Genomic DNA, 19943 nt, shown 5'->3' on the forward strand with positions numbered 1-19943 from the left:
TCTATTGCGCAGTCACCTGTTTATCCTGCTCCGGGAGGTCATGGTTTTTCAGCCCCAGCCTGCTGCGCATATCTTCGATAAACGTCAGGGTTGCCGGTACAAACAGCAGGATCAGCAGTGTGCCGTAAGCGAGACCAAAAACGATAGCAACCGCCATCGGAATCAGGAACTGGGCCTGCAGCGAGGTCTCAAACAGAATCGGCGTCAGACCGGCAATGGTGGTCAGGGAGGTCAGTAATACCGCCCGCAAACGCTGACACGCCGCTTCTACAATGGCCTCTTCTACGGCCATACCGGTTTTTCGCAGTTGTTTGTAAAACGTCACGAGCACAATCGAGTCGTTAATGACGATACCGGACAAGCCGAAACAGCCGAACAGCGAAAGGATGGTCATGCTCAGGCCCATTACGCCGTGGCCCAGAATCGCACCGGTCAGCCCCAGAGGAATCGCCAGCATCACCGCAATCGGCCAGCTATAAGACGCGAAGACCCAGGCGAGGATAATGAAAATCAGCGTCAGAGCCAGGAACAGGCCGAGCTTCATGTCGTCGAGGGTTTCGCGCTGACTCTTGTTTTTACCCTCAAAGCTGGCGCTGATACCGTACTGGCTGAGAATCTGATCCAGTTTGCCTGCCTTCAGGTCGGCGATGATCTCATCGGCGTTGGCTGCGGATTCATCCAGATCGGCGGTCACTTTGATCGACAGTTGTCCGTCCACCCGGGTCAGGGTATCGAGCCCCTGTTTAGCGCGGAAACTGACGACGTTACTCAGCGGTGTGGTGCCGCCATCGGGCAGTACCACCGGCAGTTGCTCGATACTGCTGAGCCGGTCCCGCTCGGATTCACGCAACTGAATGCGTACTTCTACCTCATCACGATTCTGGTAGAAGTTCTGTACCTCCATGCCATCAAACGCGGCCCGTAACTGACGGCCGACGCTGTCCAGCGTCATACCGGCGATTTTACCGGCCGGCGTCAGCTCGTAGATCAACTGAGATTTACCAAATGGCAGGTCGTCGTCGATATTGCTCAGGCCGACATAACCTTTCAGCAACTCCTGCAAATCCAGTGATGCCTGTTTGATATTGCGGATATCGGTGCCGGAAAGCTTAACCTCGATCGGTTTGCCCGGTGGCCCGGTCTGGGAAACATCGATGGAGAACTTTTCGATACCGGCCGGGAGCACAATCCGTTTTCGCCAGGCACGGTTCAGTTCCGCCGTGCTGATTTCGCGGCTGTCGCCGGGCTGCAGCTCAATCAGCAGGGAGCCAAATTCGTCACCGCTGTTGCCCGATGCGGAGGTGCGGGAGAAGGCGGCGCTGCGCAGTCGCTGGAAGGCTACTTTAACATTGCCTCCTCCCAGTGCTGCGTCTGTCTCTGCCAGCGTTTTGTCCAGATGGAGGATAAAACGGTCGACGATCTGGCTGTCGGTACCGGCAGCAAATTGTACGTTTGCAACCATGCTGTCGCGTTCAACCGCCGGGAAAAAGGTGAATTTGATCCGCCCGCCGGCCATCAGACCGATGGCAAGGATAAACATCGCCAGAGCGGCGGCCACAGTGGCTCCCCGGTAACGCACCGCCAGTTTCACCAGACGGCGGAAACGGTGGTCACGGAAGTGGTTGAACGCATTGTCCAGCCGGATACGCAGGGGCGAAGGGTGCAGGTCCTGAACCCCTTTAATGCTGTGGTGCAGGTGGCCGGGCAGGATCAGGAAACACTCGACCAACGAGGCGAGAATCACACAGATCACGACCGTCGGAATATCGATGAGGATATTACCGATCCGGCCGCTGATCAGCAGCAGTGGCAAAAACGCGGCGATGGTGGTCAGAGATGAGGCGGTAACCGGGGCCAGCATCCGGTGGGCGCCGCCGATCGCGGCCTGCAGGCCGGGTTCGCCGCGCTGAACGTGGGTCAGGGTGTCCTCTCCGACGACGATTGCATCGTCAACAATGATCCCCAGCGCCATGATAAGGCCGAACAGGCTGATCATATTGATCGTGCCGCCAATACCGTACAGTACTGCCAACGTCGCCAGGAACGAGACCGGAATGCCCACGGTGACCCAGAAGGCGACCCGGGCGTTCAGAAACAGGAACAGAATGGCGATGACCAGTACCAGCCCACTGAGGCCGTTTTTCAGCAGCAGGTTGATACGCTGTTGCACCGGTTGCCAGCGCTCGTCATAGGTGACCATGCTGATATTGGCCGGCAGGGTGGGCCGGGTTTCCTCCAGCCACTGGTTGAGAATTCTGGCGGATTTCAGGGTGTCCTGATTTTCGGTGCGGCGCAGGCGAATCATCACCGCAGGGTTGCCTTTGTACTGCAGCAGTACCTGACTGTCTTTAGTGGTCAGTCTGACGTCTGCGATATCGCCGAGACGAACCAGACGCCCCTCCTGATCGGTGATTACCGGTAACTGGCGAAACCCTTCTGCATCACGCTGCTGATTCAGGCTGCGAATCTGCCGCGCGCCGTCGCCTTTCGCGGCGGTGCCGGCGGGCAGATCAAGGCTGCGCAGGCGGATGCTGCTGGCCACGTCGGCCATGGTCATGTTCAGTTCGTTCAGTTGTTCTGCGGCCAGCTCGATCCGGATCTGCCGGTCGGGCAGGCCGGTAAAGTCGATCTTGTTAATGCCCCGGTCGAGCAGCTCCTGCTCAAAGCGCTGGGCGAAAGGACGCAGCTCCTCCAGCGATCCATTTTCACTGCTGATAATCAGGCTGGCGATCTGCTCGTAGCGGATTACCCGCTGCACCAGTGGTTCCTCCACATCGGAGGGTAGCTCCCGGCGCACGTTGTCGATCTTCTGATTTACCTCATCGAGCAGGTAATCAACATCGGTGTCTTCATCCACCTCGATACGAATGGAGGCAGAGCCCTGTTGGGCGGTGGAGTAGAGGGTGTCGATACCGGTCAGGGATTTCAGCTCCTCCTCAATTGGCAGGATGACGGAACTTTCTACATCCTCGGCGGCGGCGCCACTCCAGGGGACAGACACGGTGATGATGTCCAGCTCGAAGCTGGGGAAAAACTGAGTATTGAGATTTTTCAGCCCCCAGACACCGGCGAGGATCATCAGCATCATAAACAGGTTTGCTGCCACCCGGTGGCTGGCGAAGACGGCTGTCAGATTTTGCATAGGCCCCTGATAGTTATTCATCAGAGGCTCCCTGAGCCGCGATTACGTCGGGTTCTGTGACGTCTTTCACCCTGAGCCCGGAGATCGCATTGGGTAACTGAGTGGTGATAATCCGGTCGCCGGCACGGATCTGCGGGCTGCGAATCAGCACCCGTTCAGCCCCGTCTGAGGTGACGAGATCGCCGATCCGATCCACTTCAACCGCAGTCATTCGTCCCTCTTTTTCCAGATAGACACGGTTCAGGCCGTAGAGTGCGAGGGGAGAAACCGCGATGCTCTGTTCTACAGCGGGCATCTGGATTTTTATCGCCAGAGAACGGCCGGGTTCGGGCAGGTAGGTTCCGTTTTCAATCCGGAACAGGGCATCAACCCCGGCCCGACCGGAACCGACCGCCGCGGCGACACGGTCGAGACTCAGGGTCAGGGTCTGACCGTCCAGATTGGCCTGACCGCGTATTTCTGCATCGATCTGCTGACGTAGCAGGGGCAGTAAGCGGTTGGGGATTTGTGCACGTACTTCGAGTCGTTCCTGACTGTACATACTGAGCAGCGCAGCACCGGTTTGAACCCGGTCGCCGGGAGCGACGTTGAGGCTGGCAATACGGCCTGTAAACGGGGCTCGGATCTGGGTGCGCTGCAGGTCGAGTTCGGCGGCCTGAAGCAGGCTGCGGGCACGTTTAAGCTGGGCTTCCAGTTGGTTCAGGCGGTTAGGATGGTCTGCAATCGCCTGCTCACGCTGGGTGATGGAGAGAGACTGCTGGTGGTAGTCCCGGCGTGCGGTATCCAGTTGCTCCTGGCTGCTCACCTTGCGTTTAATCAGGTTCTGATAGCGCTCTACGGTTTTCAGGCTGAGCTGCTGTAGCTGTTTTTCGATTTTCAGTGCGTTGAGGTCGGTCTGGTGGCGGACTTTTTCCGCATCGATCTGAGCCAGATAGTTGTCCACATCGGCCTGACGTTGCTCGACCAGCAGACGGGCGTCCCGGTCATCCAGCTGAATTAATAACTGATCCGCTTCAGCGGCACGCCCTTCATCGGTATCAACGCGTTGGACAAATGCAGTGACTGCGGCCGTCATGTGGGTCATTCGCGGTGATTCAACCTTGCCATAGAGCGTCAGTACCGGTTGATGGTTGCCGGGCTCGGCGCTGACGGTCTGCACGCTCCATACTTTTTCGGTGACCGGGCGGGAGGGGGCCTGAGGTTTACTTTTTATCAGCAGGAAAAAGGCACCTGTAGCAACGCTGACGATGATCAGTGGCAGCAGCCATTTAACCAGACGGGAGTGATTTGCAGTTGAAGAATTGCTCATGTTCCGAATCCATTACTCAACGGGAGACACCTCTTGGCTGACATAGTATCTGATTCCGTTCGCCGCAGTCAGCTTTTGTCGGTGATCTTTACAATTAGAGTGTCCGTGCTAACTTACTGAAATCATTTGCATCGGGAGAGACTATGCGTACCAGTAGCATACGTTGTTTGAACGCCAGTGGATTTCACCGCATGGTTTACCATGAGTGGGGCAGCGCTGATAACGAACGGGTGGTGGTCTGTGTCCATGGCCTGGCGCGTAACAGTCGCGATTTCGATGATCTGGCGCTGGCACTTTCCCGGGATTACCGGGTGATCTGCCCGGATGTGGTGGGGCGTGGACAGAGCGACTGGCTGCCTGCCGGACAGGCCTATGCGATTCCTCAATACCTGAATGATATGACGGCGCTGCTGGCGCGACTGGACGTTGACGAAGTGGACTGGGTAGGCACCTCCATGGGCGGCATTATCGGGATCTGTCTGGCTGCAATGCCCGGCTCACCGATCCGGCGGCTGGTTCTGAATGATATCGGGGCGTTTGTTCCCGCCTCGGCGCTGCAGCGGATCAGTGATTATCTGGGTGAAAAAACCTTCGCCAGCCTCAATGAGGTAGAAGCCTTTATGCGGGAGACCTATCTGGCGTTGCGCAATCTCAGTGATCGTCAGTGGCAGCATCTGGCTCTGCACGGCAGTAAACAACTGGCGACGGGCGAGTTCTGTCTGCGCTATGATCCGGCCATCGCCAGTTCGCTCAAGGCAAGCGTCACTGAAGATGTGAACCTCTGGCCGTTCTGGTCGGCGATCGATATACCGCAACTGCTGATCTGGGGTGAAGAATCCGATGTATTACAGGCGGAAACCGTGCAGCGGATGCAGGCAAACGATAAACTGGAGCTGTTTTCTGTGCCCGGCGTACCTCATGTTCCCTCGCTGATGGAGGAGGAGCAGATTCTGCGGGTACAGAGCTGGTTGCGAACCCATCGAAATAAGTAGAGGAAACCTTATTTATGGCAGTGATTACCCGCTGGCCCCAGGATCAGCTATGCCTGAGTTACCGGGAACGGGAAGAGGCCGTAAGGGCTGTTGAGCAGGCTTTTGCCACAACGCTGGAGTCACTTAAGGTCGATATCGGTCTGGTGGACATGTTTGAGGCGATCTATGTTCCTCTGGGGGCCTGGCTGGCCTGCCGTAAAAAACGCCAGCAGGGCCCGCTGGTGGTGGGCATCAATGGGGCTCAGGGCGCAGGCAAGTCGACCCTGTTTAATCTGCTCGAAGTGATTCTGACAGAAGGTTTTGGTCTGCGGGTGGTGGGCTTCTCGATTGATGATCTTTACAAAACCTATGATGAACGGGTCGAACTGTCTGAGACCGTACACCCGCTGCTGCGTACCCGTGGCGTACCGGGTACCCATGATGTCTCGCTGGGTATTGAGATCCTCAATTCGCTGGCAAACAGCGGTGAAGATCAGGTTACCAAGATTCCCGTATTCGATAAATCCACCGACGATCGTTGTCAGGTTGCGGTCTGGCAGGAGTGGGTGGGCCCGGCCGATATAATTGTGCTGGAGGGCTGGTGCGTCGGGGCTGATCCGCAGTCACCACAGGCACTGGTCGAGCCGATTAATGAGCTGGAAAGAGAGATGGACCCCAGCGGTGCCTGGCGGGATTACGTTAATGCTCAGTTAGCCGGCCCTTATCAGGAACTGTTCTCCATGATTCAGGTGCTGGTGATGCTCAAGGTGCCGAGTATGGATGCGGTGTTCGAGTGGCGCTCGCTACAGGAACAGAAACTGGCTGAACGGGTGAAGTATTTCTATGACACCCAGCAGCCGACTGAACACCTGCGGATTATGAATGAGGAGCAGATTCAGCGCTTTATCCAGCACTATGAACGGCTGACCCGGCATATGCTGGAAGAGATGCCGGAGCGGGCAGATGTGACGCTGTGTCTCAACGATAACCATAAGATCGCCGAGATTATTATCAATCAGCCACTGGATAACTGCGGCTAAAAAGGACACCTATGAAAAAACTGATACAAACCCTTATCCTGCCGCTGGCCCTGTTGACGCTGAGTGGTTGTCAGAGCGCTTACTATTCGGCGATGGAGCAGGTGGGCGTGCACAAACGCGATATTCTGGTGGACCGGGTCGAAGAGGCCCGTGAATCTCAGGAGGAGGCACAGGAGCAGTTTCGTGATGCACTGGAGCAGTTCCGTTCGGTCGTCAGCTTTGATGGGGGAGAACTCGACAGTCTCTATAACCGCTTGCAGGGTGAATACGACGACAGTGTCGAAGCGGCAGAAGAGGTCAGTAACCGGATCAGTAAGGTAGAACAGGTATCAGAAGACCTGTTCGATGAGTGGGAAGAGGAGCTGACTCAATACAGCAACCGTAAGCTGCGTGACCAGAGTGCGGCCAAGCTGCGAACCACCAAAGCGCGCTACGCAGAGCTGCTGCGCTCACTGAAACGGGCCGAGAAACGTATGCCTCCGGTACTCGATGCACTGCAGGATAATGTCCTGTTTCTGAAGCATAATCTGAATGCACAGGCGATAGGCTCGCTGAAAGCGGAGTATCGCGGGATTAAAAACAACATTGATCTGTTGATTCGCGATATGGAGAAAGCAATCACTGAATCAGACCGTTTTATCAAACAGATGGAACAGGGCTGAGGTCAGATCGGGAAAAAGGTCATCGACGCTGCACCGTGAACCACCCGGTTGATGGTGCGGTTAGTCTTATCGGCAATCACCTCCGCCATCAGGTCCTGAATGCCGATCAGTTTTCCGAGAATACGTTCGTAGCTGTAATTGCTGACGCCATTGCCGGCAATGCCATTACTCAGCAGATAGAGATTGCCCTGGGGATCGCGCCGGTTATTCAGGTGCCAGGCCGCAGATTCAAGGTTACGGGCTGAATGGTAGAGTTTCTGGTGGTCGAGTTCGTCCAGCAGAAAAATCTCCTTTTTGCCGTTGTACGCGCGGTCCAGCATGCCGGTAATACCCGCCATCAGGGCAAATACCCGATCCCCCTGAAACTCATCGGAAAAGGCCAGAGGAATGGCTTCTGCACCGTCCAGATGGTTCAGTTCCGCAAAGCCGGTTTCAAGGCGCGCAATCGGGAATAGCTGATCCAGACGCCGCTCTATGGTCATGCCGGGAACTTTGCGTAGCTCTCTCGGGTTGCGTTTGTAGAGTTTGATCGTCAGATCCCGGGTCAGTTTACGCCAGGTTTTCAGATTAATATCCGCCACCATATCGATATCTGACTTGGCGAGATTTTTTACCTCAAACGGCTTGGCATTCTGATCCATGCAACCGCTACTGAGCATCAGGATAGAAAGGATGATCAAAAAACGCATGTTGTCCCTAATCGATGCATAAAAACTTACATCGCACTATAAAGTTACTATTCCCGCAAAGGCAAGGGTGAAACATGAACCGGTTACAGCGCTGGCTGGAAAGCGAACAGGTGCAACTGCAAAAGATGCAGGCATTGAGTGGCGGTGATATCGCCTCGGTGAGCCTGCTCGAACTGTCTGATGGCCGCATGCTGGTGGCCAAAACCATGGCGGATTCCACGCCAGGAATGTTCCGGGCGGAAGCCCGGGGCTTAGAGGCGATTCGGGCCAGTGGCTGCCTGCCTGCACCGGAGGTGGTGTTCTGCGCGGAGGATCTGTTGCTGCTGGAATACATTCCACCGGGCCCGCGCCCGGCCGATTTTGAACAGCGGCTCGGCAGGGGGCTGGCACAGATGCACCTGCAGACGGTCAGTGACTTTGGTTTCGAGTGTGATACCTACTGCGGTGCTACGTTGCAGCCGAACACACCAACAGACGAAGGCTACCGGTTTTTTGCCGAGCAGCGTCTGCTGTATCTGGGCAAGCGCTGCCGGGAGCGAGGGCTGCTCAGCCAAAAGAGGATGAGTCAGATTGAGACAATCTGCCGGCAGTTACCACAGCGGATACCACCACAATTGCCTGCACTGCTGCATGGTGATCTCTGGTCCGGCAATCTGCTCTGCAGCGCTGCCGGTGAGCCGGTACTGATCGATCCGGCAGTGTATTGGGGCTGGCCGGAAGCCGATCTGGCGATGACCCGGCTGTTTGGTGGTTTCGGTGCCGGTTTTTATCGCGAGTATGCCCGGGTTGCTCCATTACAGCCGGGCTGGCAGGAACGACTCGACCTCTACAATCTCTGGCACCTGCTGAATCATCTGCTGTTGTTTGGTGGTGCCTATCGGGCAGAGGTGGAGCGCGTTATCGAGCGCTATGTTTAATGCTATAGTGGCGCGATTAAGCCGAATTCAAAGCACAAAGAGAGTGATATGAAAAAACAAGGTGACCTTACTGCCACCCGGCGTGAGTATCTGGCACAGCCGCTGCATCGGAATGATCTGCATGCAGATCCGGTTGCTCAGTTTGCCGAGTGGATGGATGCCGCGATGGAGGTTTCTCCGGATGATGCGACCTCCATGACTCTGGCCACTGCCAATGCGCAGGGTATGCCTTCGGCGCGGATCGTTCTGCTCAAACATTTTGATCAGCAGGGATTTGCCTGGTACACCGACTACCGCAGCCAGAAGGGTGATGATCTGGCGGAGAATCCTCAGGCCGAGATTATGTTTTACTGGTATGGCCTTGAACGTCAGGTGCGGATTCAGGGACAGGTAGAGAAACTGAGCCCGGAACAGGGGCGTAAGTATTTCAATGAACGTCCACTGGGCAGCCGTCTCAGTGCGGCGGCTTCCTGCCAGAGCCACCCGGTGGCCAGCCGCGAGGCGCTGGAAGCTCAGGTTCAGCAGTTACAGGAGCAATACCCTGAAGGGGATGTGCCACATCCTGAGCAGTGGGGTGGTTACCTGCTGAAGCCGACCCGGTTTGAGTTCTGGCAGGGACGTGAGAGCCGATTACACGACCGGTTCCAGTTTAACCTGACTGATGAGGGCTGGCAGGTGAAGAGGTTGCAGCCATGAGTGTTGAGAATGAAAACACCCTGGTGCAGGTGGAACCTCAGGGCGAGGTTCGGGCCTGTGTTATCTGGCTGCATGGTCTGGGCGCGGATGGTTTTGATTTTCAGCCCATTATTCCCTACCTGAAGCTGGCGCCGGATGCCGGCGTGCGGTTTATCTTTCCCCATGCGGAAGTGATGCCAGTCACGGTGAATGGCGGTATGCCGATGCGTGCCTGGTATGACATTCTGGAGATGAATATCGATCGTAAGGTCGATAAAGCCTCCCTGTTAAGCTCCAGTGAGCGTATTCAGCATCTGATTGACCGTCAGATCGCTGAGGGTATTCCGGCCGATAAAATTGTTCTGGCGGGGTTCTCTCAGGGTGGTGCGGTTGCTTATCAGACGGCACTTTGCTGTCCGCAGCGTCTGGCCGGTCTGCTGGCACTGTCTACCTACATGGCAACCGCAGAAGAGATTGGCGACTCATTGGCAACGCATGCTGCGGAGTTACCGGTGTGGGTGGCTCACGGTACGCTCGATGATGTGGTCCCGTTGCAGTTAGGTGAACAGGCGGTCGCGCATCTGCAGCAGATGGGGCTCAAGCCCGAGTGGCAGACATATCCGATGGGACATGAGGTATCATTGCCTCAGATTGAACAGATCGGGCGCTGGATAGAAGCCCGTCTGGGCGCTTAAACAAAGAGTAAAAGATAATGAAAGTCTCTGAAAATAAAGTTGTTTTGTTTCATTATGCGCTGGTTAATGCCGAAGGCGAAGCGCTGGACGGTTCCAGAGCGGGCGAACCACTGCCCTATCTGCACGGCCATAAAAATATCGTTCCCGGTCTGGAAGAAGCGATAGATGGGCGTGAGGCGGGTGAGCGTTTTCAGGTGACCCTGCCACCGGAAAAGGGCTACGGCCTGCGCGATGAAGACAAGGTTCAGTTGATTGATCGTGCCTCGTTTGCGGAATTCAGCGAGCTGGAAGAGGGTATGGTCTGTCAGATGGAAGATGATAATGGTGAACTGCAACTGGTTGCTGTCACCAAAATTGATCCGGAAGAGGTCACCGTGGATGCGAATCATCCTTTTGCCGGCATGACTCTGAACTTTGATGTAGAGATCATGGAGGTCCGTGAGGCCACTGCTGAGGAACTGGCTGCGGGCCGTGTGGAGCTCTGAGCTGTCAGGGATGTTAAAACCGGGGAGGTGACCCTGCCCCGGTTTAGTTTATGAGGAGATAAAAGATGCGTTTGATACTTGCTTTGTTAATTCCCTGGTTGCAGTTTTTCACCATCGGCCGTCCCATTGCCGGCATCATCTGCCTGATTCTGCAGTTGACGCTGATCGGCTGGATTCCGGCTGCGATCTGGTCGGTCTATGCGCTGAGCCAGTACAAAACTGATCAGAAGATTAAAGACGCCATGGATCGGTAATACCTGCTATCCCGATATTCCTGAACCGTTTCATCTGGAACGGTTTTTTTATGCCTGTTATTTAACTTTTTCCTGCCACTCCAGTTCACCAATCTGAACTTTCAGCCATTCAAACCCAATCCGTTTAGCCACCGCAGCCGCGCCATCCAGGCTTTTAAACTCACGTTCTTTTTTCGAGCGTTGCAGATCCAGAGTGATCACTTCGTCCTGTTTAGTAACGAATTTCAGGGTCCAGCCTCGGGCCATAGAGATCGGAATTGCCTGACAGGAATCAAACACACCGGCTTTAAAAAGTAACTTCACTTCTTTCTCTTGCATCTTCATATCCTCATATTTGAAGTATCTTTTATCTATATTGATAAGTTTAAATTAAATATGGATAAATCTCAAATAAATGTAGAGGATTATTGCCTTGTAACTATCTGATTTTAAAGGAAAAAATAAAATAATTTCAGGTCTGGGGATTGCCTGATTTTTTGGCTCTAACTATCTGAAAATAAAGGATTTTTACTTGAGGGGGTAAGGTGAGAATTATTGGGGTTTTTCGAGCTTTAAGTGATCTTAATTAATATTGGAATGATCAAAAATCTATATTGATAATATGTCAGGGGTTTTTGATCTGAAAAGGGGAATGGATTGATAAGGGCCTTGATCAGAAACGAAAGCAGGTAAGGTTGTTTCGGGAGAGAGGCAGCCATCCAGGGCAGTGTTCTGCCCTGGGGATGTTAAAAGCGGAAGGGTTGTTCAGGGTTTGGCAATTTCAGCTTCTACCCTGTCCAGAGTTTTATTCATGCTGGCAATAGCCTGATCGGTCGCGAGGGTCAGGGGGGAGAGTTTGAACGTATCCAGAAAATCCACCATAAAGGGTTCGCGATTCATCTTGTCGAGTTGCTCTGGTGTCCAGGCAAGGGTCAGATATGGCATAGCAATAATCTCCTGTTAATGGTGACTTGTGCTACACGCTGAAAACCCGATTTGTCTTCATAGCAGGGTGTAACCGGTGCCGGAGAGCACAGCCACCTGTTATTACTTTATGGTTCAGCCAGGGCGGTTTTTCAAATTGACCTGGATCAATAGCAAAAACTTTCATGATCTGACGCGGTTTATTTGTTGAGCTGCGTCAATATTGTTTAATCTGTGACCAAGTACTCTTAACCACGATAACTACGGACAATAAATTTTGTGAGGGTGTCGTAATGGTTGATGTATATAGTATGGAAGTGCTGGTACCAAGCCTGGTGATGATTGTTGCCATGACTGGCGCTATGGTTTGGGGCTTCTTCAAAGTTCGCGGCCTGATGAATCAGGATCAGAATAAGTAATCAGCCAGTAACACCGGAAGTAGTCTGTCACCTGCTTCGGAAGGGTTAGCTGATTGTCTTGCTAAAAAAGGTCACGTAAGGTGATCTTTTTTTATGCCTGTGACCCGTCCTGAATCAGGTTGGCGCTTTTCGCTTCAAGTCGTGAAAGAGCTATGCCTGTAACTCAGCGCACTCTGCGCGATTGTTGTTTTGTCCTCCCCATGGTTCTGCGCAATGTTCGCCTAATGGTGTAATTACACCTTAGGCTTAATCGCGGTTTTTTGTTGCTCAATTTGTGTACACTTCGTTTGTGTAGAGAACCTTACTCTGGGTTCTGCCGGGAATGGCGGGGCTGAGGGTATGGGGTAAGCCGATAACAATAACGAAGGAGAGCGTGAGTGCAGGATAACAGAGCAAAGGGCTTTTATAAGGTCCGTTATGGTCAGCGTTGGATCGCCGCCTATTGGTGTGGTGATGTATGGGGACTGCCTGACGAAATGAAGCCCGGTGAAGAGGGATGGGAATCGGAACTGGATCAGCAGCCGGACGAGATCGGTGAGTATATTCCGATGCCCCTGAGCAAGAGTGCTTAATGATCGGATAACCGGACCAGTGGTCGATACTGGCCCGGTATCCCCACTCAGAAGAAGAATTTTCCACCCGTCGCAACGACAGCGGTAAACAGACCCAGCCCCAGATTGATCCCAACTATCTTTCTGATCGTATTCAGTTGCTTTCCTGCCGCAGGCCACTCTTGTGCGGCGACTGCCCGTTTCAGCTTTTTGAATGGGCTGAAATAAAGGTGCCCGAAAATCAACATCATCAGGTAGCCCGTAGCCAGCATGATGTGTACATGGATGCCAATTTGGGCAAAGCCGCCGAACAGCGCGATCATGCCGTGACCCGAAATAATCAGGGTCAGGATGGCGATGCCTACCCACGTAAAGAAGCGTCGGAATACACCACACCAGAGTTGCAGGCGCTGAGGTGCTTCAAGCAGTTCCGCCGCAACCGGGCGAAGGCAGACATAAGCGAAAAACATGCCGCCAACCCAGATAATAGCGGCGAGCAGGTGGAGCGGTAAGGCGATAGACATAAGATCCTCACTGATCATGAATGGTGATTACTGTTTACGTGCTTTAAGAATGATAAATTTCTTGTTGCTGGCGACGGTGTCGCAATTGCCGAACAGTTTCTTCAGCCGCAGATGGTAGCCCAGATGCCGGTTACCGATCACCCAGAGCTCCCCGTCTTTGCGTAATGCCTGATGGGATTCGCGAAACATCTGTAAAGCGATGAAATCTCCTACGGCATTCTGCTGATGAAACGGTGGATTGTTTAATACCAGGTCATAGCGGTTTTTCGCCAGACCGCTGAGACAATCCGTTGCGGTGAAAGTGGCGCTGCGCTCTGCACCAAAGGCCGCTTCAAAATTTTCTTTGGCTGAAGCAACGGCCATAAACGATTCGTCTACAAAATCGATATGTGCGCCCGGATTGTTTTGCGCAGCCATCAAACCGATAACACCGTTACCACAACCCAGATCGATAATGTTCTTGTACTGATCGGAGGAGGGCAGGTGCCGGAGAAAAAAACGGCTGCCGATATCCAGACTGTCGCGGGAGAATACACCGGCATGGTTGATGATCTGATACCGAGTTCCCTCCAGCATATATCTGGAGGGGTAAGGGGAATCGATGGGTGCGAGGCCTTCACCGATCTGAGGAAAAATCAGCCGGGCCTTTTTGCGGGCCAGTGAAGTTGTTGTCGGGCCGAGGTATTTCTCAAACAACTTCAGGGTTGAGGTATGGATCGCTTTGGCCATACCTCCTGCAATCACCCGGCTGTTTGTATGCAGCAGAGGGCGTAAGCGAATCAGTTGATCTTCCAGCATGGCCAGACTTTTGGGTACTTTCAGCAGGACAAGATCAAACTTCTCGGCTGGATAGTCGAGACTGGAGTGCAGCGGTACCTGTTCCTGCGGAAGTTGATTATCCGCAAGGTTTGCCTGAATGCCTGCATGCGCCAGCCAGGAATCGCTGATTACCTCAGGTTGAAACTGATGCATTGAAACAGCCAGTGCGCCAAACTGATCGTTCAGAATCAGAGTCTTGCCGGGAGTCGGGCGCAGAAGAGACTCTTCATCAATCTGCTGCAGAATATATTCATCGGCGGCATCCCAGGCACGAAGTTGTTCACGTTTGCGTTTGGGAAAACGACTGAGTTGAAACTGTCCGAAAGGACTGCTGAGTATTTCCATGATTCTCTGTGCCGATAGCGCTGTTTGAAGGCGCAGATTTTAGCACAGGCGCAGAGGATTCTGCGGGGCTTTTCCCGGGAGCGCTCAGTGCCAAATGTTGCAATTTGATTAAAGTTTTGCAGATACTTTGACTTACGAAATAAATTACGTGTACTGTTTTTGTATATACAAAGTATATTTTCTAGATGTGCATTGGGGTGACGCTCAGTTTGCTGTATTCTTGCATCAATCTATTTTAAAGGTCAGACGATGATGCCTGATAAAAAGAAGTCGAAAGCAAAGAAGAAAAACAGCCAGCTGGTGATTCGAATTAATCAGGAGGAGCGGGATGAGTTCGTTTCTCTCTGTGATGAACTGGATACCAGCGCCGCCCGTGAAGTACGTCGGTTTATACGAAGTTTTCTGGCTGAGCATGAACAGTCCGCAGATTAATCTCTGCTTATGGTTCTGCTCTGAACTTAAAGACCGCAAAGGGGAACAAGCAGATGGCTAAGAAAGTAAAAGCAAAAGCAGTGAAAAAAGCAATCAAAGCGCGTCAGGCTAAAATTGCTAAGCACGAAGGTAAACTGAAGAAACTGAAAAAACTGCTGAAGAAAGCGAAATAATTTTCTTAGCATCGTTTCTAAAAAGAGCGGCCAGTGGCCGCTCTTTTTTTTGCCGCCGAAATGGGGGGAACGTCCAAACGCCATTTCAGTTGTCATCAAATCAGTATTAAGATGGAGCTTCCGAAAAGTATTTCAGAGACCGCTCAGGGTTTCACAGGAGGACAGGATGTTTGGCTTTGAAATCACCGCAGGTGTGGTGGTCGTACTGGCACTGATTTTTATATTTTCCGGGGTGAAAATGGTACCCCAGGGATATAACTGGACCGCCGAGCGGTTTGGTCGATATACCAAAACCCTGAAACCGGGGCTGAACCTGATTATCCCTTTTGTGGATCGGATCGGGGCAAAACTGAATATGATGGAGCAGGTGCTGGATGTGCCGCCGCAGGAGGTGATCAGTTCCGATAATGCTCAGGTCACCACCGATGCGGTCTGTTTTTATCAGGTGCTTGATGCCTCCAAAGCCAGTTATGAAGTCAATGACCTGTACCGGGCGATGCAGAATCTGGTGATGACCAATATTCGTGCGGTACTCGGTTCTATGGAGCTGGATGAGATGCTCTCCAATCGGGATGCCATAAACAGCCAGTTGCTGAACAAAGTGGATGAGGCGACCGATCCCTGGGGAGTTAAAGTAACCCGGGTTGAGATCCGCGATATCTCACCACCGGCTGATCTGGTGGAGGCGATGGCTAACCAGATGAAAGCTGAGCGTGAAAAACGTGCGGCTATTTTAACCGCCGAAGGTGAGCGTGAAGCGGCGATTAAAGTGGCAGAGGGTGAAAAGCAGGCGGCTATTCTGACAGCAGAAGGTGAGAAGGAAGCTGCCTTCCGTGAGGCGGAAGCACGGGAGCGTCTGGCGACGGCGGAAGCCCGGGCGACTAAGGTTGTTTCGGAAGCGATTGCACAGGGTAACCCTCAGGCGCTGAACTATTTTGTCGCGCAGAAGTATACCGAAGCGTTACAGAATATCGGCTCGGCGGAGAATTCCAAAGTCGTTATGATGCCGCTGGAAGCCAGCAGTGTGATTGGCTCCGTTGCTGGCATCAGTGAGCTGCTGAAACAGACCAAGATAGGTTCGTAAATGCTGGAATTGTTACAATCGATCTCATATTGGCACTGGGTTATTCTGGCGCTGGTTCTGCTCGGCGGTGAAGCGCTCGGGGCGGCCGGATTTTTGCTGGGTATCTCCCTTTCAGCCCTGCTGGTGGCAGGGGCGATGGCGCTGGGACTTGTGCAGGCATGGCAGTTTCAGTTTTTGCTGTTTGCGCTGTTATCGGTAATCGCATCGGTGGTTGTCTGGAAGCTGTTCCGCAAGCAGAACGAAGCAGATGAAGCCGGGGCGATTAATGATCGTGCCGGTCAGTTAGTGGGGCGTAAATTTACTCTGCAACAGGATTTGGAGAGTGGTGAGGGCCGGGCACAGATCGGCGATACTTTCTGGAAAGTGGATACTGATGAAGCGCTGCAGCAGGGCTGCAGGGTTGAGGTGTTTGCACGTGATGGCATGACCCTGAAGATCAGAAAGATCGCTTAATTGTTAAATTAACACACAGGCGCAGCCGTGAGGCTGCGCAGAATTTTTTATGTCACGTTTGAAATACCTGAACCACTACCCGGAGTCTCTGCAGCAGCAGGTAAGGGATCTGCTTGAAGCTGATAAGCTGGGCGCGATGCTAAAGCGTAAATACCCGGATCTGAATCCTTTGCAGAGTAACAAAGCGCTCTATGGTTTTGTTCAGGATCTGAAAAATCGTTATCTGCGTAAGTCGGATCCGTTGAGTAAGGCTGAATACAGCGACAAAGTCTCAGCGATCAATGCGCTGGGTACTCACAGCCGGGTTTCACGGGTGCAGGGTAACAAGCTCAAGGCGAAAAAAGAGATCCGTATCGATAGCCGGTTTAAGCAATTGCCGGAACCCTTTCTGCATATGATTGTGGTCCATGAACTGGCGCACTTCCGCGAACTGGATCATAACAAGGCGTTTTACCGTCTGTGTGAGCATATGTTGCCCGATTATCACCAGCTCGAACTGGATCTGCGAATCTACCTCACCTGGCTGGAATATGCGGCCTGACCCATCCTGTTCAGACGTTAGTCTATCCTCTCTATATTTCAATTAGTTGATACAGGTCAATCGGTCTGTTTGCTAGTTAAGCAGGGGATGCGTATGTTTAGCGATCCTACAAATTTCTGGGTGTGGTCGCCAAGTGAGCAAACAGTCCGCTGCGTCTATTCGTAGTTTTTTGCTACAACGTACATTTATCTACTCTTTACTGGGGTTTCTGGTCCTGTTCTGGGTCACCAACTATGCCTTTAATAAAAGCGTAGAGCGCACGGCGGTGGAAGTGGCTGAGCGGGTGGCGAAACAGACGTTCAATTCTATGTATCTGGTGATGAGCCAGGGCTGGAGTCGGCAGCAACTGGAGCACTTTATCTACCAGATGGAGCAGGATAACCAGCAGAGCGACATGCATGTCAGTCTCTACCGGGGGGATAAAGTCGATCAGAAATTTGGTGTGATGGAATCACCCGGGTTGGGGCAAATCCATCAGGAGGTACTGAGCACGGGCGAGTCGCGTCTGATCAGTAGCGAGGGGCAGGTGAGTTACTATTATGCCCTCACTGCAAAAGATGTATGCACCCATTGTCATACCAATGTTGAAGAGGGGGATACCCTCGGTGTGATTGAGGTGACACAGAAACTGGATCGTTCCTTCTTTAACGCCCAGAAGGAGCTGATACTGACGCTGATTCTGGTTTCGCCTTTACCGATTTTACTGGCATTTCTGGCGACCCGGCATATCTCTTCAGGGGTGAACCGTTCCATTAATGAGCTGGCGGAAAGTATCGAGTCGATTGAATCGGTCTCCGATCTGGCGCGTATTAATCAGGACCGGGAGTCGATCACCTTTAAAGAGCTGCAGGTGATCTTCAGCCAGGTGAGTTCGCTTGCGAGCAAGCTGAAAGATATCGCTGTTGATAAGGAGTTGCTCGAATTCGAGATCCGGCTGCTTGAGAAGTTTGTGATCACCTCCGAAGTGGTGAAGGATTGGCGGGAGTATGTCTGCTATCTGATGGTGGACATCAATAAGGTGATGAATGTCTACACCATGTTTTCGATTTTCAAAGTGGAAAATGAGGTGTTTGATCTGGAAGTGTTCTGGTTGCAGCCACCCAGCCGGCGTACCCGTGAGTTGATGGAAGCGGCGATTATGAGTCGTCTCGAACAGGACAGCCCTCAATTTGCCATGGGGGGTATCAATCTGCGCCATAACACGGTGAATGAGCAGGCCGAAGAACTGGATCTGGATCAGGAAGCGGTAGAGCTTCAGACCAAATCCCTGCTGGTAGAAACACCGAAGATCGGGGGCATTGTTGGTATCGGAGTGCACTCCGATACGATACAGGATTCAACCAAACTGCTGGTGCTGGAGAGTATCCTCTCTACCCTGCTGAATGTGGTGGGATCGGTCCGGGCGATCTACAAATACACCAAAGATCTGGAATATTATGCGACCCGCGATCCGCTGACTAACCTCTACAACCAGCGTATGTTCTGGGAACTGCTGGATTACGAGCTGGACCGTGCTGATCGGCATGACTATAAGGCGGCTCTGTTGTTGCTGGATCTGGATAACTTCAAATCGATCAATGATGGTTACGGTCATAGCTGGGGCGACAAACTCCTCGCTGATTTCTCGATCAGCCTGCAGGCTGCACTGGGCAAAGATGCGATCATCTCCCGCTACGGCGGCGATGAGTTCGTGATTGTACTGCCGGAAAGTGACGCCGCTGAAGCATCTAAAGTGGCGGAGCGAGTAATGCAGACGATCCGTAGCCACCGTCTGGTTTACGATGCCAATACCGATCTGAAACTGACAGGTTCGCTGGGGATGGGTATCTACCCGGATCATGCGAAAAATAAAAAAGACCTGTTCATGTTTGTTGATAACCTGATGTACCGGGCGAAGAAGCTGGGTAAGGATCAGATTGCGCTGCCAGAAGAAAACGAGCTGGTGGATATCTTTAAGGAGATGTCAGATAAGACGCTGCTGGTGACTCAGGCAATTGAAAACCGGGATCTGATTCCGGCGTTTCAGCCCATCGTCTGTTCCCGCAGTGGCGATCTGCATGCGGTAGAGGTGCTGAGCCGCATCAAGCTGCCGGGCGATCAGTTGATGAGTGCTAATGAATTTATCGAGATCGCTGAATCTATCGGTAAAGTGCATCAACTGGATTATATCGTGATGGAGAAAGCGTTCTCTCAGGTTCGCGACTCCGGTTATGGGGGTAAGGTGTTTATTAACCTCTCCCCTCGCTCGATTGTGATCAGTGATTTCATCCCGACCATCAGCCATCTTGCCGAGCGCTATGCGATTGATCCGAATACGGTGGTGTTCGAGATCACCGAGCGGGATACGGTGAAGAATATTGCCGTACTGGAAAGCTTTGTTCTGAATCTTAAAAATCAGGGCTTCAAACTGGCGATTGATGACTTTGGCTCTGGCTTTTCCTCGTTCCATTACCTCAAGCACCTGCCAATCGATTACGTCAAAATTGAGGGTGAATTCATTGCCAATATGGCGAATGACAACCGCGATATGGCGTTTGTCAGAAGCATCTCCCAACTGTCTCAGGAGCTGGAGGTTGAGACCGTGGCAGAGTTTGTCGAGTCGGCGGAAGTGATGCAACTGGTGGCCGATTCCGGTATTACGTTCGCGCAGGGTTATCACATTGGTAAGCCTATTCTGTCGTTGCAGGAAGTGATTGAAACTCAGATAAAAACGCCCGCCTGATGACTTGTTGAGCAGATCTTCCCGGCCCTGTCGGGCCGTTGTCACAGGCTGGTAAATTAAGCCGATTAACCTGTTTGGATAATTCACGCCGAAGGTAAAAATTGAGATGCTTTCGCCCCTTACTCCCGGTACTATTGC

At 52.7% G+C, this 19943-nt stretch carries 22 protein-coding genes; 15 read left to right on the forward strand and 7 right to left on the reverse strand.

The features are described from left to right. Position 1: 1 nt before the first annotated feature. Both QUD59_RS10590 and QUD59_RS10595 read right to left on the reverse strand, forming a co-directional pair. Positions 2-3163, reverse strand: a complete 3162-nt coding sequence (locus QUD59_RS10590) for an efflux RND transporter permease subunit (protein ID WP_286236941.1) — start codon at positions 3161-3163, stop codon at positions 2-4. Continuing rightward, positions 3156-4451 (reverse strand): efflux RND transporter periplasmic adaptor subunit, encoded by a 1296-nt coding sequence (locus tag QUD59_RS10595; RefSeq protein ID WP_286236943.1) that lies wholly within the window; start codon positions 4449-4451, stop codon positions 3156-3158. Before QUD59_RS10595 ends, QUD59_RS10590 begins: the two co-directional genes overlap by 8 nt. 143 nt (positions 4452-4594) lie before the next feature. On the opposite strand from QUD59_RS10595, the gene QUD59_RS10600 reads away from it, so the two are divergent. From QUD59_RS10600 to QUD59_RS10610, 3 genes are read left to right on the forward strand one after another with little or no spacing between them, the layout of a single operon-like run. Then, a complete protein-coding gene (locus QUD59_RS10600) occupies positions 4595-5443 on the forward strand; it encodes an alpha/beta fold hydrolase (protein WP_286236945.1) in 849 nt (282 codons plus the stop codon). A gap of 14 nt (positions 5444-5457) precedes the next feature. Beyond that, the gene (locus QUD59_RS10605) at positions 5458-6462 is read left to right on the forward strand and encodes a hypothetical protein (RefSeq protein WP_286236947.1); all 1005 of its coding nucleotides are present in this window, start codon (positions 5458-5460) and stop codon (positions 6460-6462) included. Between the two features lie 11 nt (positions 6463-6473). Continuing rightward, positions 6474-7124 (forward strand): DUF2959 domain-containing protein, encoded by a 651-nt coding sequence (locus QUD59_RS10610; protein WP_286236949.1) that lies wholly within the window; start codon positions 6474-6476, stop codon positions 7122-7124. A 2-nt stretch (positions 7125-7126) separates the two neighbouring features. On the opposite strand, the gene QUD59_RS10615 is transcribed toward QUD59_RS10610, so the two are convergent. After that, positions 7127-7813 carry a hypothetical protein gene (locus QUD59_RS10615; protein ID WP_286236950.1) on the reverse strand — a complete coding sequence of 229 codons (687 nt, stop codon included), beginning with the start codon at positions 7811-7813 and terminating at the stop codon, positions 7127-7129. Between the two features lie 74 nt (positions 7814-7887). Between QUD59_RS10615 and QUD59_RS10620 the strand changes: the two genes are divergently transcribed. From QUD59_RS10620 to QUD59_RS10640, 5 genes are all read left to right on the forward strand, one after another. Next, the gene (locus tag QUD59_RS10620; RefSeq protein WP_286236951.1) at positions 7888-8730 is read left to right on the forward strand and encodes a fructosamine kinase family protein; all 843 of its coding nucleotides are present in this window, start codon (positions 7888-7890) and stop codon (positions 8728-8730) included. 48 nt (positions 8731-8778) lie between these two features. Next, positions 8779-9426, forward strand: a complete 648-nt coding sequence (pdxH, locus tag QUD59_RS10625) for a pyridoxamine 5'-phosphate oxidase (RefSeq protein WP_286236952.1) — start codon at positions 8779-8781, stop codon at positions 9424-9426. Then, complete coding sequence (locus QUD59_RS10630) at positions 9423-10100, forward strand: alpha/beta hydrolase (protein ID WP_286236953.1); 678 nt, start codon at positions 9423-9425, stop codon at positions 10098-10100. Before pdxH ends, QUD59_RS10630 begins: the two co-directional genes overlap by 4 nt. Before the next feature lie 17 nt (positions 10101-10117). Further along, a complete protein-coding gene (locus QUD59_RS10635) occupies positions 10118-10585 on the forward strand; it encodes an FKBP-type peptidyl-prolyl cis-trans isomerase (protein WP_286236955.1) in 468 nt (155 codons plus the stop codon). A 65-nt stretch (positions 10586-10650) separates the two neighbouring features. Continuing rightward, on the forward strand, positions 10651-10839 hold the full coding sequence (locus tag QUD59_RS10640) for a YqaE/Pmp3 family membrane protein (RefSeq protein ID WP_286236956.1): 189 nt from the start codon (positions 10651-10653) through the stop codon (positions 10837-10839). A 57-nt stretch (positions 10840-10896) separates the two neighbouring features. Here the strand turns inward: QUD59_RS10640 and QUD59_RS10645 are convergent, their stop codons facing one another. Together QUD59_RS10645 and QUD59_RS10650 are read right to left on the reverse strand one after the other, a co-directional pair. Continuing rightward, entirely contained in the window at positions 10897-11157 is a 261-nt protein-coding gene (locus QUD59_RS10645) for a hypothetical protein (RefSeq protein WP_286236957.1), read from the reverse strand. Positions 11158-11583: 426 nt separating this feature from the next. Further along, positions 11584-11763, reverse strand: a complete 180-nt coding sequence (locus tag QUD59_RS10650) for a hypothetical protein (RefSeq protein ID WP_286236958.1) — start codon at positions 11761-11763, stop codon at positions 11584-11586. Positions 11764-12035: 272 nt separating this feature from the next. Between QUD59_RS10650 and QUD59_RS10655 the strand changes: the two genes are divergently transcribed. After that, positions 12036-12161: a hypothetical protein gene (locus QUD59_RS10655; protein WP_286236959.1), complete on the forward strand. Its 126-nt coding sequence runs from the start codon at positions 12036-12038 to the stop codon at positions 12159-12161. 377 nt (positions 12162-12538) lie between these two features. Next, entirely contained in the window at positions 12539-12733 is a 195-nt protein-coding gene (locus QUD59_RS10660; protein ID WP_286236960.1) for a hypothetical protein, read from the forward strand. A 47-nt stretch (positions 12734-12780) separates the two neighbouring features. On the opposite strand, the gene QUD59_RS10665 is transcribed toward QUD59_RS10660, so the two are convergent. Both QUD59_RS10665 and QUD59_RS10670 read right to left on the reverse strand, forming a co-directional pair. Beyond that, complete coding sequence (locus QUD59_RS10665) at positions 12781-13236, reverse strand: CopD family protein (RefSeq protein WP_286236961.1); 456 nt, start codon at positions 13234-13236, stop codon at positions 12781-12783. Between the two features lie 27 nt (positions 13237-13263). Further along, a complete protein-coding gene (locus tag QUD59_RS10670; protein WP_286236962.1) occupies positions 13264-14400 on the reverse strand; it encodes a methyltransferase in 1137 nt (378 codons plus the stop codon). Positions 14401-14652: 252 nt separating this feature from the next. On the opposite strand from QUD59_RS10670, the gene QUD59_RS10675 reads away from it, so the two are divergent. The 5 genes from QUD59_RS10675 (at position 14653) to QUD59_RS10695 (ending at position 19805) form a co-directional block, all read left to right on the forward strand. Beyond that, complete coding sequence (locus QUD59_RS10675; RefSeq protein WP_286241022.1) at positions 14653-14832, forward strand: hypothetical protein; 180 nt, start codon at positions 14653-14655, stop codon at positions 14830-14832. A 339-nt stretch (positions 14833-15171) separates the two neighbouring features. Beyond that, positions 15172-16089 carry an SPFH domain-containing protein gene (locus QUD59_RS10680; RefSeq protein WP_286236964.1) on the forward strand — a complete coding sequence of 306 codons (918 nt, stop codon included), beginning with the start codon at positions 15172-15174 and terminating at the stop codon, positions 16087-16089. Continuing rightward, positions 16090-16542 carry an NfeD family protein gene (locus tag QUD59_RS10685; RefSeq protein ID WP_286236965.1) on the forward strand — a complete coding sequence of 151 codons (453 nt, stop codon included), beginning with the start codon at positions 16090-16092 and terminating at the stop codon, positions 16540-16542. A gap of 49 nt (positions 16543-16591) precedes the next feature. After that, complete coding sequence (locus QUD59_RS10690; protein ID WP_286236966.1) at positions 16592-17083, forward strand: M48 metallopeptidase family protein; 492 nt, start codon at positions 16592-16594, stop codon at positions 17081-17083. 133 nt (positions 17084-17216) lie between these two features. Then, entirely contained in the window at positions 17217-19805 is a 2589-nt protein-coding gene (locus tag QUD59_RS10695) for a putative bifunctional diguanylate cyclase/phosphodiesterase (RefSeq protein ID WP_286236967.1), read from the forward strand. The last annotated feature ends 138 nt before the right edge of the window (positions 19806-19943 follow it).

The sequence above is a fragment of the Neptuniibacter halophilus genome (assembly GCF_030295765.1).
GTDB classification, from domain to species: Bacteria; Pseudomonadota; Gammaproteobacteria; order Pseudomonadales; family Balneatricaceae; genus Neptuniibacter; species Neptuniibacter halophilus.